Source organism: Cellulosimicrobium sp. Marseille-Q8652 (assembly GCF_965112045.1).
Genome location: NZ_CBCOPS010000002.1, coordinates 1,847,053 through 1,864,208 on the forward strand (window position 1 = coordinate 1,847,053; position 17,156 = coordinate 1,864,208).

The window sequence follows — 17,156 nt, forward strand, 5'->3', positions numbered from 1 at the left end:
TGTGCTTCCCGGGTCGAGGTGATCACGGTGGTGCCCGTCGGGCTCCTCGCCCGGCACGCGGACCTCCGTCCGCGTCCCCCGATCCCGCTGGAGGACCCCGTGCCATCCCGTACGAGTCGACTGCGCAAGGGCGCGACGGTCGTCGCGTCCCTCGCGCTGCTCGGCGCCCCGCTGGTCGCCACCACGGTGCCCGCGAACGCCGCCGAGCCCCGAGTGACCAACCCGTTCGCCGGTGCCACCCAGTACGTCAACCCCCACTGGTCCGAGAACGTCGAGGCCGCGGCCACGCGCGCCGGCGGCGAGCTCGGGTCCCGGATGCTCGCCATCTCCGAGGAGCCGACCGCGGTCTGGATGGACCGCATCAGCGCGATCGAGGGGAACGTCGACGGTCCGGGGCTGCGGTCCCACCTCGACGAGGCGCTCGCGCAGAAGCAGCCGGGCGTGCCGATGGTCTTCAACCTCGTCATCTACGACCTGCCGGGCCGCGACTGCTACGCGCTCGCCTCGAACGGCGAGCTGCCCGCCACCGACGCCGGGCTCGCCCGCTACAAGACCGAGTACATCGACGCCATCGTCGACATCCTCGACGACCCGAAGTACGAGCCGCTGCGCATCGCCGCGACGATCGAGCCCGACTCGCTGCCGAACCTCATCACGAACATCAGCACGCCCGAGTGCCAGCAGTCCGCGCCGTACTACCGCGCGGGCGTGAGGTACGCGCTCGACGAGCTCTACACGGTCGGGAACGTCTACTCGTACATCGACGCCGCGCACGCGGGCTGGCTCGGCTGGCCCAGCAACGCGGGCCCGGCGGCGAAGCTCTTCAAGGACGTCGTGACCTCGACCGCGGCCGGGTACGCGTCGGTCACCGGCTTCGTCACGAACACCGCCAACTCGACGCCGCTCCACGAGCCGTTCCTCGAGGACGTCCAGATCGGCAGCACGCCGGTGCGCTCCGCGACGTTCTACGAGTGGAACGCCGACTTCGACGAGGCGGACTGGACGGCGCACCTCTACGACCTGCTGGTCGCCGAGGGCTTCCCCTCGTCGATCGGCATGCTCGTCGACACGTCGCGCAACGGCTGGGGCGGTGAGGACCGGCCCACCGCGGTGAGCACCTCCACCAACCACAACACGTACGTGAACGAGTCCCGGGTGGACCAGCGCATCCACCGCGGCGCGTGGTGCAACCCGGCGGGCGCCGGCATCGGCGAGCGCCCCCAGGCCACGCCGGCAGGCTTCCCCGAGTCGCACCTGCACGCGTACGTGTGGGTCAAGCCCCCGGGCGAGTCCGACGGCGCGTCGAGCGACATCCCGAACGACCAGGGCAAGCGGTTCGACCGCATGTGCGACCCGACGTTCGTCTCGCCCAAGCTGGCCAACCAGCTCACGGGCGCCCTCCCGGACGCCCCGCTCGCCGGCCAGTGGTTCGAGTCGCAGTTCCGCATGCTCGTCGAGAACGCCTACCCGGTGATCGACCCCGACGGCGAGGTCCCCGAGGACACCACGCCGCCGACCGTCCCGGCCGGCCTCGTGGCCGGCGCGACCACCGCGACGTCCGCGTCCGTGAGCTGGACCGCGTCCACGGACGACAGCGGCGTGACCGCGTACACCGTCCTCGTCGACGGTGCGCCCGTGGGCACGACGAGCTCGACGTCGTACACCGTGACGGGCCTCGCCGCGGACACCACGTACGCCGTGACGGTGCGCGCCCGCGACGCGGCCGGCAACGTCTCCGCCGCGTCGGCGCCGCTCTCGGTCACGACCGACGAGGGCTCCGGACCCGGCGGGGACACGCAGGCCCCCACGGCCCCGGCAGGTCTCCGGGTCTCCGGCGTCACGACGTCCTCCGTCTCGCTCGCGTGGAACGCCTCGAGCGACGACACCGGCGTGACGGGCTATCGCGTGTACCGCGGCGGCACCGCCGTCGCGGAGGTCGCCGGGACGTCGTTCACCGACACGGGCCTCGCGGCGGGGACGGCGCACGTCTACGCCGTGCGGGCGTTCGACGCCGCGGGCAACGTGTCCGCGACGTCCGGCACCGTGACCGGCACGACCGAGGACGGCGGCACGACGCCGGTCGGGTCGTGCACCGTCCGGTACACGGCGAGCTCGTGGAACACCGGGTTCACCGGGTCCCTGCGGATCACGAACGGCTCGGCCACGCCGCTCCAGGGGTGGAGCCTGACGTTCGCCTTCGCGAACGGCCAGACGATCACCCAGGGGTGGTCGGCCCAGTTCGCCCAGCAGGGCTCGCGCGTGACGGTCACCCCGGCGGCGTGGAACACCACGCTGGGCGCGGGCGCGAGCGTCGAGGTCGGCTTCAACGGCTCCCACACCGGGACCAACGGCGCGCCGACCGCGTTCGAGCTGAACGGGGCGGCCTGCACGGTCGCCTGACCGGACGAGCGGTGGCCGGGTCGCGCAGGGGCGTCCCGGCCACCGCACCGTCCACACCCCCGCGTGCGGCGTCGTCACGAGGACGCGCGGCAGGCGTTCGATAACGATATCGAGCCCTTCGGCGACGACGGGCCCGATCCACCGACGCGGGCCGCTCCGCCGGCCCGGGCTTGGAGCGTGCACCATGCGCAGGACCCCCAGCACACGACCTCTCCGGGCACGGCTCGCCGGGGCGGCGCTCGCCACGGCGAGCCGCACCGTCGCGGCCCTCACCGCGACGGCGCTCATCGCCGCGGCTCTGACCGCGGTGACGCTCGTCCCCGCGACGGCGGCCGCGACCGGCACCGAGCCGCTCGCCGACGCGGCCGCTCGCCACGGCAGGACCGTCGGCTTCGCGCTCGACCCGGGGCGGCTGTCCGAGGGCGCCTACCGGGACGTCGCCGACCGCGAGTTCTCGCTCGTCGTCGCGGAGAACGCGATGAAGTGGGACGCGACCGAGCCGAGCAGGGGCTCGTTCACGTGGGGCGGCGCCGACCGGGTCGCGGACTACGCCGCGTCCCAGGGCGCGGACCTGTACGGGCACACGCTCGTGTGGCACTCCCAGCTCCCGGGATGGGTGTCCGCGCTGCCGAGCGCGGACGCGCTGCGCACCGCGATGACCGACCACGTGACGGCCGTCGCCGGCCGGTACGCCGGCGACGTCGCGGCGTGGGACGTGGTCAACGAGGCGTTCGAGGACGACGGGTCGCGCCGCCAGAGCGTGTTCCAGCAACGGCTGGGCGACGGGTACGTCGAGGAGGCGTTCCGCGCCGCGCGCGCCGCCGACCCGCACGCGGACCTGTGCCTCAACGACTACAGCACCGACGGCATCAACGCGAAGAGCACCGCGATCTACGAGCTCGTGCGCGACTTCCGGGCCCGGGGGGTGCCGATCGACTGCGTGGGCTTCCAGGCCCACCTCGTCGTCGGGCAGGTGCCGTCCACGATGACGCAGAACCTCCAGCGGTTCGCCGACCTGGGCGTGGACGTGCGCATCACCGAGCTCGACATCCGGATGAGCACACCGGCCGACCAGCGGAAGCTCGCCCAGCAGGCGTCGGACTACGCGACGGTGTTCCGCGCGTGCCTGGCCGTGGACCGCTGCACGGGCGTCACGCTGTGGGGCATCACCGACAGGTACTCCTGGGTGCCGAGCACCTTCCCCGGTCAGGGTGCCGCGCTCGTGTGGGACGACGCGTACGCGCCGAAGCCCGCGTACGCGGCCGTCGCCGAGGTCCTCGGCGCGGAGGAGACCGACCCCACCGACCCGACCGACCCCACGGACCCGACCGACCCCACCGGACCGGGCGCGTGCCGTGTCGCCTACACCGTGAACGGCTGGGGCACGGGCTTCACCGCGAACCTCACGGTGACGAACACGGGCACGGCGCCGCTCGACGGCTGGAGCCTGACGTTCTCGTTCGCCGACGGGCAGCGGGTGACGCAGGGCTGGTCGGCGACGTACGCCCAGTCCGGGCCGGACGTGACGGTCACGAACGCGCCGTGGAACGCGGCGATCGCCCCCGGCGCGAGCGTGAGCGTCGGCTTCAACGGCTCGCACGGCGGCGTGAACACCGCACCCGCCCGGTTCGCGCTCGACGGCGTCCCCTGCGCATGAGCCCGAGGCTCAACTGAGCACGAGGTCCCCTGAGCACGAGGGTCCCCTGAGCACGAGGGCCCCCTGAGCACGTGGCGGCCCCGGCCGCGCCCCCGGAACCGGGGCCGCCACGTCCCCGCGGCTCGTCCGCCGCTCGGCCGAGGACCCTAAACGGTTCGGGGCCCCGTCCGTCGAAGCGCTTCGCCTAGCGTGGCGGACGGCACGACGACGTGCCCGGGGGCTCGCCCCCGCCTCACGCACGAAGGAGTGGGAGACGGATGAGCATGCGACCAGCCATCGCCGCGCTCGTCGGGTGCGGGCTCCTCGCCACGGGTCTGGGGGCGGCCGCGGCGGCCGTCCCCGGCGCCGCGGCAGGGTCCGCCGCGAGCACGAGCACGACCGCTGCGGCGGAGTACGACTGGGGGAACGTCGAGATCGTCGGTGGCGGGTTCGTCCCGGGGATCGTGTTCAACCGGACGGAGCCGGGACTCGTCTACGCGCGCACCGACATCGGCGGCGCGTACCGCCTCGACGAGCGGACGCAGCGCTGGGTCCCGCTGCTCGACCACGTGGGCTGGGACGACTGGGGCCACACCGGCGTGCAGAGCATCGCGACCGACCCGGTGGACCCGGACAACGTCTACGCGGTCGTCGGCACGTACACGAACTCGTGGGACCCGAACCCCGGTGCCGTCCTGCGGTCGTCCGACCGCGGCGAGACGTGGCAGCGCACCGACCTGCCGTTCAAGGTCGGCGGCAACATGCCGGGCCGCGGCATGGGCGAGCGCCTCGTGGTCGACCCCCACGACCACGACGTCCTGTACCTCGGCACCGAGGGCGGCAACGGGCTGTGGCGCAGCACCGACGCGGGCGTCACGTGGTCGGAGGTCACGTCGTTCCCCAACCCGGGGAGCTACGTCCAGGACCCCACCGACCCGAACGACTACCTCACGGCGAACCAGGGCGTGGTCACGATCGTGCCCGACCCCTCCACCGGGACCCCCGGCTCCCCAACCCCGACCCTCTACGTGGGGGTCGCGGACACGGAGGACCCGCTCTACCGCTCGACCGACGCGGGCGCGACGTGGGAGGCCGTCCCCGGTGCCCCGACCGGCTACCTGCCGCACAAGGTCGTCCTCGACGACGAGGGCGGCCAGCTGTACCTCGCGACGTCCGACACGGGCGGCCCGTACGACGGCGGCAAGGGCGACGTCTGGCGCCTCGACACCGCGTCCGGTACGTGGACGCAGATCAGCCCTGTCCCGTCGTCGAGCGCCGACGCCCACTTCGGCTACTCGGGCCTCACGGTCGACCGCCAGGACCCGGACACGCTCATGGTCGTGAGCCAGATGTCGTGGTGGCCGGACATCCAGGTGTACCGCAGCACGGACCGCGGCGAGACGTGGACGTCGATCTGGGAGTGGTCCGGATACCCGGACCGCGACCTGCGCTACTCGCTCGACATCTCGGGCGTGCCGTGGCTGACGTTCGACAAGCAGCCCGCGCCGCCCGAGCCGAGCCCCAAGCTCGGCTGGATGACCGAGTCGTTCGAGATCGACCCGTTCGACTCCGACCGCTTCTACTACGGCACCGGTGCGACCGTCTACGGCGGCACGGACCTCACGGACTGGGACACGGGCGGGACCGTCGACATCTCGGTGAAGGCGCAGGGCATCGAGGAGACCGCCGTGCTCGACCTCGTCGCGCCCCCCGGTGGCGCGGAGGTGATCTCCGGGCTCGGCGACATCGGCGGGTTCGTCCACGACGACATCACGCAGGTGCCCGACATGATGTTCACGCAGCCGTACCACGGCGCCGTCCACAGCCTCGACTACGCGGAGCTCGCGCCCTCGACCGTCGTGCGCGTCGGCCAGGGGGTCGACGGCGCGGTCGCGTCCCACATCGGCGTCTCGACGAGCGGTGGGTCGTCCTGGTGGGCCGGCCAGGAGCCGTCCGGGGTGACGGGCGCGGGGACCGTCGCGGTGGGAGCCGACGGCGGCCGCATCGTGTGGAGCCCGCAGGGCACCGGGGTGCACGTGTCCACGACGCTCGGCTCGACGTGGACGGCGTCGACCGGCGTGCCGGCCGGCGCGCGCGTCGAGGCGGACCGCGTGGACCCGGAGGTGTTCTACGCCGTCGCGGCGGGCACCTTCTACGTGAGCACCGACGGCGGTGCCTCCTTCACCGCGTCGGCGGCGTCGGGCCTGCCCGCCGAGGGCGACGTCCGGTTCGCGGCCGTCCCGGGGCACGCGGGCGACGTGTGGCTCGCGGGCGGGACGACCGGCGCGACCTACGGCATGTGGCGCTCGACCGACCGGGGCGCGACGTTCACACGCCTCGCGGACGTCGACGAGGGCGACGCGGTCGGGTTCGGCCGGGCCGCGCCGGGCGCCGACTACCCGGCGGTCTACACGTCGTCGAGGATCGACGGCGTGCGGGGCGTCTTCCGCTCCGACGACGCCGGTGCGTCGTGGGTCCGCGTCAACGACGACGAGCACCAGTGGGCCTGGACCGGATCGGTCGTCACGGGCGACCCCGACGTCTACGGCCGGGTGTACGTCGGGACGAACGGGCGCGGCGTCGTCGTCGGGGAGCTCGCGGGCGACCCGGGGACCGACCCGACGGAGGAACCCACCGAGGAGCCGACCGAGGAGCCCACCGAGGAGCCGACGGAGGAGCCCACCGAGGAGCAGGGCGACGCCGCGTGCTCGGTCGCGTACGACGTCGTCGGCTCGTGGCCGGGCGGCTTCCAGGCGACCGCGCGCGTGACGAACACGGGCGACGCCCCGGTCGCGGGGTGGGACCTCACCTGGCGGTTCACGGCGGGCGAGAGGGTGACCCAGGCGTGGGGCGGGACGGCGACGCAGACCGGCACCTCGGTGCGGGTCGCGGCACCGGGCTGGGCTTCCACGCTCGCCCCGGGCGCGTCCGCGGACGTCGGGCTCATCGGCGCGGGCAGCGCGGGGACGCCCGAGTCCTTCGCCCTGGACGGCGAGGGGTGCACGGCCTCGTGACGTGAGGTGACGTGACGTGACACCTCCCGGTGCGGGTGGCGGGCAGGACTTCTGCCCTGCCACCCGCACCGCGGCGTCCGGCGACCTGTTACGGGCCACGGCTCCCGGCTGCGTGCGGCGGGACGCGACTCCACACTGACCGGGTGCGACTGCGCCGTGTGTCCGTGACCTCCCCGGGGTACTCGCGCCGCCCGAAGGGCGACGCGTGGGTGTTCCTCGACGTCGACGGCCTGCCCCTGACCGACGAGGACGAGCTCGAGCGCTGCACGCACCTCGCCGTCCCGCCGGCGTGGCAGGACGTGTGGATCTGCCGGTTCCCGAACGGCCACATCCAGGCCTTCGGCCGCGACGCCGCAGGGCGCGGCCAGTACCTCTACCACGAGCAGTGGCAGCGCACGCGCTCGCGCCGCAAGCACGACCACGTGCTCGACGTGGGGCGCCGGCTGCCCGCCGCACGTCGCCACGTCGCGCGCGACCTGGAGCTGCCCGGGATGGGCCGCGAGAAGGTCCTGGCGCTCGCGTTCCGCCTCCTGGACCTCGCCTACTTCCGCGCGGGCGGCGAGGTCTACGCCAAGCAGAACAAGAGCTACGGGCTCGCGACGATCCGCAAGGAACACGCGCGCGTCCGCCGCGACGGGAGCGTGCACTTCCACTACCCGGCGAAGTCCGGCCAGGTGCGCGACGTCGTCGTGGAGGACCCCGTCGTCGCGGAGCTCGTGTCGACGCTCAAGCGACGCCGCGGTGGCGTCGAGCTCCTCGCGTGGCGCGAGGACGTGGCCGGACGAGCCGTGTGGCACGACGTGACCAGCGCCGACGTGCAGGCCGCGATCAAGGAGCGCCTGGGGCCGGACGCGACCCCCAAGGACTTCCGCACCTGGCACGCCACGGTGCTGGCGGCGCGCGCGCTCGCCGACGCCGGCGCCGCCCCGCGCTCCGACCGCGCCCGGCGCCGCATCGTGACGGCGATCGTCAAGGACGTCGCCGAGGAGCTCGGCAACACGCCCGCGGTGGCCCGGTCGTCGTACATCGACCCGCGGTTGTTCGACCTGTGGGAGCGTGGCGAGACGATCGGGTCCACCCGGTCGCCGTCACGTGCCGAACGAGAAGTCTTGGAGCTGCTGGGATGAAGATCGCCGTCACGGGTGTCACCGGGTACGTCGGCGGGCGGCTCGTCCCCGAGCTGCTGGACGCCGGGCACGAGGTCCGGGCGCTCGCGCGCCACCCCGAGCGCCTCGCCGGGCGCGAGTGGGCCGGGTCGTCGCAGGTCGAGCTCGTCGAGGCGGACGCGAGCGACCTCGACCAGATCCGTTCGGCGCTCCAGGGCACCGACGTCGCGTACTACCTCATCCACTCTCTCGGCACCGGTCCCACCTTCGAGGCGCGCGACCGGCGCACCGCGCTGACGTTCGCGCGCGCGGCGCGCGAGGCCGGTGTGCGACGGATCGTCTACCTCGGCGGGATGTTCCCGGACGTGCCGGAGGGCGAGCTCTCGCCGCACCTCGCGTCGCGCAAGGAGGTCGGGGAGATCCTGCTCGCGTCGGGCGTCCCGACGACGGTGCTCCAGGCCGCCGTCATCCTCGGGTCGGGATCGGCGAGCTTCGAGATGATGCGCTACCTCACCGAGCGCCTGCCCGCGATGACGACGCCCAGGTGGGTGGACAACCGGATCCAGCCGATCGCGGTCCGCGACGTGCTGCGCTACCTCGTCGGCTCCGCGTCGATGCCCGACGACGTCTCGCGCGCCTTCGACATCGGCGGGCCGGAGGTGCTCACGTACCGGGACATGATGCAGCGCTACGCGCGCGTCGCCGGCCTGCCGCGACGCCGGATCGTCAGCGTGCCGGTGCTCACGCCGAAGCTGTCCTCGCACTGGGTCGGCCTCGTCACCCCGGTGCCCAGCGGCATCGCGCGACCGCTCGTCGAGTCGCTCCAGCACGAGGTGGTGTGCCAGGAGCACGACATCGCCCGGTACGTCCCCGACCCGCCGGGCGGTCTCCTCGGCTTCGACCAGGCCGTCGGGCTCGCGCTGCAGCGCATCCACGACGGCGAGGTCACGACGCGGTGGTCGTCGGCGTCCGTGCCCGGTGCGCCGTCGGACCCGCTGCCCACCGACCCGGACTGGGCGGGCGGGTCGCTGTACGTGGACGAGCGGCGCACGGTGGTCGACGCGCCCCACGACGTGCTGTGGCGCGTCATCGAGGAGATCGGCGGCCAGGGCGGCTGGTACTCGTGGTCCCTCGCGTGGCGCGTGCGCGGACTCATGGACCGCGTCGTGGGCGGGCCGGGGCTGCGGCGCGGGCGGCGCGACGAGCACCGCCTCCGGGTCGACGACGAGCTCGACTGGTGGCGCGTCGAGGCGATCGAGCCGGGCCGACGGCTCCTGCTGCGCGCCGAGATGCGGCTGCCCGGTCTGGCGTGGCTCGAGCTGCGCGTCGACGACGCCGCCGCCGAGCTCGAGGACGCGACGGACCCCGACGCTCCCGGCCCGTCGCCCGAGGACGCGAGCGGACCGGGACGCACGTACTTCGCGCAGCGCGCGCTCTTCCACCCGCACGGCCTCGCCGGCCAGCTCTACTGGTGGTCCGTGAAGCCGTTCCACGGCGTCGTGTTCGGCGGCATGCAGCGCAACATCGCGGAGGCGGCCGAGCGGGCCGCCCGCTCCGGGGGCGAGGACCAGGCGCCCGTCGCGGGCGCGGGCTCCCGGGTCTAAACGTTTCGCGGGCCGGCGCCTCCTTGACGTCCGCGTCGCGAGGTCCGGACAGTGGCGGCGACCCGCGCGTCGAGGAGGACGCGTGGGCGGACCGAGAGGCAGCCATGCACCCACGACCCTTCGTGCGCCGCCGTGCGGCAGCCCGCGACGCGCTCCGACGCACCGCCGCCGTCGCGACGACGTGCGCGCTGCTCGCCGGGGGCCTCACGGCCGTCGCCGCCCCGGCGACGGCCGCCGCGGACCCGAACTACGCCGAGGCGCTCCAGAAGTCGCTGTTCTTCTACGACGCGCAGCGCTCGGGGGACCTGCCGGAGGACTTCCGCGTGAGCTGGCGCGGCGACTCCGCGCTCGACGACGGTGCCGACGTCGGGCTCGACCTCACCGGCGGCTGGTACGACGCGGGCGACCACGTGAAGTTCGGGCTGCCCATGGCGTTCACGACGACGATGCTCGCGTGGGGCGCGATCGCGAGCCCGGACGGGTACACGGCGTCGGGCCAGGAGGACGAGCTGCTCGACTCGCTGCGCTGGGTGAACGACTACTTCGTCAAGGCCCACCCGGAGCCGGACGTGCTCTACGCGCAGGTCGGCGACGGGGACGCCGACCACAAGTGGTGGGGCCCGGCCGAGGCGATGCGGATGGCGCGACCGGCCTACAGGGTCGACCCCTCGTGCCCCGGCAGCGACGTCGCGGGCGAGACGGCGGCGGCCATGGCGGCGTCGGCGATCGTCTTCGCCGACTCCGACCCGGCGTACGCGGCCGAGCTGCGCCGCCACGCCGTCGACCTCTACGACTTCGCCGACACGTACCGCGGGAGGTACTCCGACTGCGTCCCGGTCGGGAGCTTCTACAACTCGTGGTCCGGCTACCAGGACGAGCTCGTGTGGGGCGCGTACTGGTTGTACGAGGCGACGGGCGACCCGGCCTACCTCGTGAAGGCCGAGACGGAGTACGCGGGCCTGTCGACCGAGCCGCAGACGAGCACGCGCTCGTACCGGTGGACGATCGCGTGGGACGACAAGACGTACGGCGCGTACGCGCTGCTCGCCCAGGCGACCGGCAAGCAGCAGTACGTCGACGACGCGAACCGGTGGCTCGACTTCTGGACAACCGGCCACCAGGGCCAGCGGGTGCGTTACTCCCCCGGCGGCCAGGCGTTCCTCGACTCGTGGGGCTCGCTGCGCTACGCCACGAACACCGCGTTCGTCGCGCTGACCTACGGCGACTGGCTCCGCGCGCGCGGCGACACCGCGCGCGCCGACAGGTACCAGGACTTCGGGCAGCGGCAGGTCGACTACGCCCTCGGGGACAACCCGCGCGGAGCCTCGTACGTCGTCGGGTACGGCGAGAACCCCCCGCAGAACCCCCACCACCGCACGGCGCACGGCTCGTGGCTCGACTCGCTCGCCCAGCCCGTCGAGACGCGGCACGTGCTGTACGGGGCGCTCGTCGGCGGACCGGGGTCGCCGGACGACGCGTACGTCGACAGCCGCACCGACTACGTCGCCAACGAGGTCGCGACGGACTACAACGCCGGCTTCACGTCGGCGCTCGCGCACCTCGTCGGGCGGCACGGCGGCACGCCCCTCGCCGGGTTCCCGCAGCCGGAGACGCCCGACCTCGACGAGTTCGTCGTCGAGTCCCGGCTCAACCAGCCGGGGACGGCGTTCACCGAGGTGAAGACGGTCCTGCGCAACCGCTCCGCCTTCCCGGCGCGCGTCCTCGACGACGTCCGCCTGCGCTACTGGTTCACGCTCGACGAGGGCGCGAACCCCTCGACGGTCCGCGCCACGACGAACTACTCCGAGTGCCCTGGCGCCACCGCGACCGTCGGGCACGCGGGCGGCGACCAGTACTACGTCGAGATCGACTGCTCGGGATCGATCGTCTCTCCCGGTGGCCAGTCGCAGCACCGTCGGGAGGTCCAGTTCCGGGTCACCGCAGACGTGTGGGACGCGACGGACGACTGGTCGTTCGCCGGTGTCGCGACGGGCGAGACGCTCACGGACAACGAGAGGATCACGCTGTACGAGGGCGACGAGCTCCTGTGGGGCGCCGAGCCGGGCTCGTCGGGGCCGGACCCAGACGACGTGACACCGCCGACGACGCCCGGCACGCCCGTCGTGCGCGACGTCACCGCGGCCGGCGCGACCGTCGCGTGGTCCGCGTCCACCGACGCGGGGAGCGGGGTCGCGGGCTACGACGTGCTGCTCGAGGGCGAGCGCGTCGCCACCGTGACCGGCACGAGCCACACGCTCACCGGGCTCGATCCCGAGACCACCTACCGCGTGAGCGTCGTCGCCACCGACCGCGCGGGCAACGCCTCGGCACCGAGCGCCGCGACGTCGTTCACCACCGCGGAAGCGCCGGTCGCGGACACGACGCCGCCGACGACGCCCGGGACGCCCGCCGTGCGCGACGTCACCGCGGCCGGCGCGACCGTCACGTGGGCCGTGTCCACCGACGCGGGGACCGGGGTCGCCGGCTACGACGTGCTGCTCGAGGGCGAGCGCGTCGCCACCGTGACCGGCACGAGCCACACGCTCACCGGGCTCGAGCCCGAGACCGCCTACCGCGTGAGCGTCGTCGCCACCGACCGCGCGGGCAACGCCTCGGCACCGAGCGCGGCGACGTCGTTCACGACGGCCGAGCGACCGGCGACTGCGGCGTGCGCGGTGCGGTGGACGTCGAGCGACTGGGGCAGCGGCGGGACCGTGACCCTGCGCCTGACCAACAGCGGGTTGACGGCCCTCTCGGGCTGGACCATCGGCTTCACCTTCCCGGCCGGCCAGACCCTGACCAACGGCTGGAGCGCTGCGTGGTCGCAGACCGGGGCCGTCGTCACCGCGCGCTCCATGAGCTGGAACGGGACGGTGCTGCCCGGCGGCTCGGTCGAGGTGGGGTTCAACGTGACGCACGGCGCGCGCTCGGAGTCGGTGAGGCGGCGCGGCCTGCCGGTCGCGGCGTCGACCACGACGATCGTCGTCGTGGCCTTCGCGTAGGCCTCGCCGCCGGAGGTGGGGCCGGTGCGGCCGAAGCCACCGGGGACGCCGTCGTGCACCTCGTAGCAGACCTCGAGGCTCGCGCCGCCGAGGTGCCCGACCCACAGCTCGACCCTGACGGGCGTGCGCGTGAACCCGAGCGGTCGCAGGTACTGGATCTCCTGGCGGGCGACGAGCGTGTGGCTGGTCGCGTGCGGACCGGTCTCGAGGACCGCGGTGGGCCACGCGTCCTCCCCCGCCTCGGGGTGCGTCCAGAACGCGGTGATGCGCGCGTCCTCGAGCAGCCGGAACATCTCGACGTTGTTCACGTGGGCGTAGGCGTCGAGGTCCGACCACCGCAGCGGGACGGGGACGTGCAGGCGGGTCATGGAGGTCCTCTCGGTGCTGCGGGCGGTGCTCGGCCCGACGGCGTGGTGCCAGGCGTCGCCCATTCTGCCCGCGTCCCGCACCGCCGAGCACGCCCCGACGCGCTGCCGAGCACGACCTGAAGGTCGTTCTGGACGTCTTCGCGGCCTTCAGGTCGTGTTCGGCAGCCGGGGTGGCCCGCTCAGGAGGCGGCGACGAGCGCCCCGGCCCGGCACCGGGCGAGCGCCGCGAGCTCCTCCCCCACGGGCAGGCGCACGACGGCGTCGGCCACCTGGCCGACCGCCGCACGAAGGCGTCGTCGGGCACGCAGGGCCCGGCGCCGGGCTCCGACCGCCGCCGCGACCCGCGCGACGAGCGCGACCAGGACCCCGACGACGACGCCGCCGAGCACGAGCAGCGTCGGCCACGGGAGCTCTGGGGCACCCGCCGCGCCGAGCGTGAGGACGGGCGTCGGCGGCTCGGGCAGGCGGAGATAGGCGAAGAGCCACAGCACGGCGAGCCACACCAGCCCGGCGACGAGGGCGGCGAGCACGAGCCACTGGAGCAGCCCGACGACGCGCCACCAGACCGGTCGGCGCGCCGCCTCGATCTCCGTCCCCGCGACGGCACGGTCGAGCTCGTCGGCGAGGTCGGCCGCGCCCTCCCCGGCCCGTCGGCGGGCCGCGAGCGCCCACGCGTCGGGCACCCCGCGCGTCGCGGCGTCCACGTAGTCGCGCACCGCGGTCTGCGCCCCCGCGCGCAGCGCCGCGGGGACGGCGGGCAACGACGTGCGCGCGAGGTCGTCGCGCGCCGGACCGGCCGGCTCGGCGCCGCCCAGCTCCTTCGCCGCCCGCGCAGCGCGCGAGCCGGGCGCCGGACCGGAGCGCAGGCCGATGCGGCGCAGGGGGTCGGGCCGGAACCGCCCGAGCCAGCGGGTCACGGGCCACCCGGTCGCCGCGCGGGCGTCGCGCACGGCGGAGCCGCGGACCGCGGCGACGACGGTCGGCACGCCCGCGGCGGCCTCCAGCGCGTCGACGAGACCGTCGCGGGCACGCTGACCCGCGCGCTCGGGGGGCGGGTCGCCGCACGCGTCGGCGATGCGGCGGGCGACGGCCCGCTCGTCGGCGGCGAGCCGGTCGTTCGCGGCCCGACGGCGCGCCGCGGCGTCGGCGAGGAGGCCGCGCAGCGCGTCCATCCCCTGACCGGTGCGCGCCGAGACGCCGAGGACGCGCGCGTCGGCGAGACCGTCCTGGGCCGCGAGGCGGCGCAGGTCGGCCAGGCACGCCTCGGCGTCGGCCGGCGAGAGCCGGTCGACCTGGTTGAGCACGAGGACGACGACGGCCGCGTGCCCGGCGAGAGGCCGCAGGTAGCGCTCGTGGAGCGCGGCGTCGGCGTACTTCTGCGGGTCGACGACCCAGACGAGGAGGTCGGCCCGCTCGACCAGACGCTCGGCGCGGACCCGGTGCTCGGTGACGACGGAGTCGTGGTCGGGCAGGTCGAGCAGCACGAGGCCGCTCGTCAGCTCGGCCGGGCGGCGGCCCGTGCCGCGCAGGATCCCGCGCAGGCCGCCCGGCCTCGCGTCCTGCTCCGCGGTGTCGCCCGACGCCAGCGGCGTCCCCATCTCGTGCCGTCGGGACACCTCGAGCCAGTCGAGCAGAGCGCCGGCCGGGCCCGCTCCGCCGGTCCCCCACACGGCCGCGAGCGCGTGGGACGTCGTCGGCCGCTGGACGCCCACGGCCGCGAGCTCGCCGCCGGCCAGCGCGTTGAACACCGACGACTTCCCCGAGCCGGTCGCGCCGGCGAGCGCGACCACCGTGTGGTCGGCCGACAGCCCGGCGCGCTCGCGCGCACGCCCGACGACGTCCCGCGCGTCGGCGGCGAGGGACGCGTCGAGCCGTCCGTCGCCCGCGAGGAGGGCCGACTCCAGCGCGGCTGTCCGGTCCGCGAGGTCGATGCTCACGACCCGTCCTCCCCGTCGACCGGTGCCGGGAGCGGTGGGGCGTCCGGGACGCCGGAGCCCGGGGCGTCGCCACGTGCCGGCCGGCCGAAGAGCCGGCGCCAGAAGCCTGTCCGCGCGCCGTCGTCGAGGACCGCGTCGGGTGCCGCCTCGTCGGCGGTCGTGCGGCCGGCGCCACGCAGCGGTCGCGCGGCGTGCCGACCGGGCGTCCTCCCCGAGGGAGCGGGGCGCCCGGCCCGCTCGGCGCGCGCGGCGGCCTCCACCGCGTGCGCCGCGTCCCGCACGCCCTGGGCCGCTGCGGTCGCGTCCGCGCTGCCCAGTGCGTCGAGCTGCGCGGTGAAGCGTCGTGCCTCCGCGCCGAGCACCTCGTCGACGCGCTCGGCGAGCCGCTCCCGGGCCGTGCGCGTGAGGCGTCGCACGGCGTCGTCGCCGAACACGGCCTCGAGGAGCTTCTGGGCGACGATCGCCGTCCCGCCCGCGATCCCGACCTCGGCGCCCGTGATGCCGCCCGTCGACGCGAAGACGAGGACCATGAGGCTCACCCCGAGACCGTTGATCCCGAAGGAGAGCGCCCGCGCAGCCCCGCGCTTGCCGGCGCCCTGCTCGCGCACGAGCTCGAGCACGTCGCCCTGCCACGCCCGGATCTGCGCGGCGACCTCACCCCGCGAGGCGACGGACGAGCGGGAGAGGTCGAGGCCGTCCAGCAGCTCCAGGCCCGACGGGTCGGAACGCCACGCGCCGTGGGCGCGCTCGGCGGCGGTGTCCGCGGCGTCGAGGACGACCGCCTCCAGGCCGTGGGCGATGGCCTGCTCGACCTGCGGGGCCTGCGCGGGCCTGCCTCGGAAGAACGACGCGACCGCGTCCCGCACCCGCCCGACGCCCTGCTCCACGGCGCGGAAGATCTCGCTCGTGCCGACGAAGTCCTGCCACCGTGCGAGGACCTCGCCGCGCAGCAGGGCGCCGTCGCTCGTCGCGGCGTCGACCTGGGCCGCCGCGTCCGCGTACGCCCGCTCGACGACGTCGCGCAGCCGCGCGTCCGAGGTGCCCTGCGCGTCCGCGGCCCCGGCGACGAGCACCGCACGACGCACGAGGTCGTCGACGACGCCGTCGCGCGTCGCGAGCGCGATCCGGTCCCGGGCGTCGGCGTCGACGCCCAGCTCCGTGAGCCACGCCGACACCTCGGCGACGGACTGCTCCGGCAGGAACCCGTCCACGAGGTCGGACTCACCGACGACGAAGAGCGACGAGGCGCCCAGCCCGTTCTCGTCCATCATGCGCCGCAGGTCGTCGGCCACCGCCTCGGCGCCCGGGTCCACGCGGTCGAGGACGATCGCGACCTGCGCCCGCCGCTCGGCGGCGCGGTGCAGCAGGTCCCACGGCACCGCGTCGGCGTAGCGGGCGGCGGTCGTGACGAAGAGCCACAGGTCGGCGGCACCGAGCAGCTGCGCGGCGAGCTCCCGGTTGGCCGTCTCGACCGAGTCGACGTCGGGAGCGTCGACGAGCGCCAGCCCTTGCGGCAGCGCGTCGCTCGCCACGAGCCGCAGCGAGCGCGACAGGTCCGCGCCGCCGCCGGGCTCTCCGGTCCCGTTCCCGGCGCCGGAGCCGTCGGCGCGGTGCGAGCTCACGCGCGCGAGGCCGGGCAGGACGCGGTCGGTCGAGAACCACCGCTCGTCCAGCGGGTGGTGGACCAGCACCGGCGCCCGCGTGGTGGGCCGCAGCACCCCGGGCGCGGACACGTGCTCGCCGAGCAGCGAGTTCACGAGCGTCGACTTGCCCGCCCCGGTCGACCCGCCGACGACGACGAGCAGCGGCGCGGCGTGCGACCGCAGGCGCGGCAGGAGGTAGTCGTCCAGCTGGTCGACGGCGAGCGCGAGGTCGTGCCGCGCCGTCGCGACGCCCGGCACCTCGAGCGGCAGCCGCAGTGCCCCGAGGCGTCCCCGCAGGATCTCCAGCGCCTCGACCAGCCCCGCGGTCCCCGCCCCGGCGGCCGACAGCGCCGGCACCTCGCCTCCGCGCTCCTCCGCATCGCCGGCAGCGGCGTCGGCACGAGGCGTTCCGGGCTCGGTCATCCCGCCAGTCTGCCGCAACGCCC

Annotated in this window: 8 protein-coding genes and 1 pseudogene; 6 read left to right on the forward strand and 3 right to left on the reverse strand. The window is 75.0% G+C overall.

The features are described 5' to 3' along the window. The first annotated feature begins 99 nt into the window (after window positions 1-99). The 6 genes from ACWPWV_RS18280 to ACWPWV_RS18305 all read left to right on the forward strand — a co-directional run bounded on the left by ACWPWV_RS18280 (window position 100) and on the right by ACWPWV_RS18305 (window position 12,762). Complete coding sequence (locus tag ACWPWV_RS18280; RefSeq protein ID WP_454044311.1) at window positions 100-2,400, forward strand: glycoside hydrolase family 6 protein; 2,301 nt, start codon at window positions 100-102, stop codon at window positions 2,398-2,400. 184 nt (window positions 2,401-2,584) lie between these two features. Then, window positions 2,585-4,057, forward strand: coding sequence for an endo-1,4-beta-xylanase (locus tag ACWPWV_RS18285; protein WP_454044312.1), 1,473 nt, complete (start codon window positions 2,585-2,587; stop codon window positions 4,055-4,057). Window positions 4,058-4,314: 257 nt separating this feature from the next. Beyond that, window positions 4,315-7,050, forward strand: a complete 2,736-nt coding sequence (locus ACWPWV_RS18290) for a cellulose binding domain-containing protein (protein ID WP_454044313.1) — start codon at window positions 4,315-4,317, stop codon at window positions 7,048-7,050. 143 nt (window positions 7,051-7,193) lie between these two features. Further along, window positions 7,194-8,177 (forward strand): DNA topoisomerase IB, encoded by a 984-nt coding sequence (locus ACWPWV_RS18295; RefSeq protein WP_454044314.1) that lies wholly within the window; start codon window positions 7,194-7,196, stop codon window positions 8,175-8,177. Continuing rightward, complete coding sequence (locus tag ACWPWV_RS18300; protein WP_454044315.1) at window positions 8,174-9,760, forward strand: SDR family oxidoreductase; 1,587 nt, start codon at window positions 8,174-8,176, stop codon at window positions 9,758-9,760. Before ACWPWV_RS18295 ends, ACWPWV_RS18300 begins: the two co-directional genes overlap by 4 nt. 104 nt (window positions 9,761-9,864) lie before the next feature. Further along, a complete protein-coding gene (locus ACWPWV_RS18305; RefSeq protein ID WP_454044316.1) occupies window positions 9,865-12,762 on the forward strand; it encodes a glycoside hydrolase family 9 protein in 2,898 nt (965 codons plus the stop codon). Here ACWPWV_RS18305 and ACWPWV_RS18310 read toward each other — a convergent pair. From ACWPWV_RS18310 to ACWPWV_RS18320, 3 genes and pseudogenes are all read right to left on the reverse strand, one after another. Beyond that, window positions 12,681-13,130: pseudogene (locus ACWPWV_RS18310) on the reverse strand (acyl-CoA thioesterase); the annotation flags it as partial. The gene ACWPWV_RS18305 and the pseudogene ACWPWV_RS18310 sit on opposite strands and share 82 nt — an antisense overlap. Before the next feature lie 179 nt (window positions 13,131-13,309). After that, window positions 13,310-15,067: a GTPase gene (locus tag ACWPWV_RS18315; RefSeq protein WP_454044317.1), complete on the reverse strand. Its 1,758-nt coding sequence runs from the start codon at window positions 15,065-15,067 to the stop codon at window positions 13,310-13,312. Next, window positions 15,064-17,133 (reverse strand): dynamin family protein, encoded by a 2,070-nt coding sequence (locus tag ACWPWV_RS18320; RefSeq protein WP_454044318.1) that lies wholly within the window; start codon window positions 17,131-17,133, stop codon window positions 15,064-15,066. Before ACWPWV_RS18320 ends, ACWPWV_RS18315 begins: the two co-directional genes overlap by 4 nt. Window positions 17,134-17,156 lie beyond the last annotated feature (23 nt).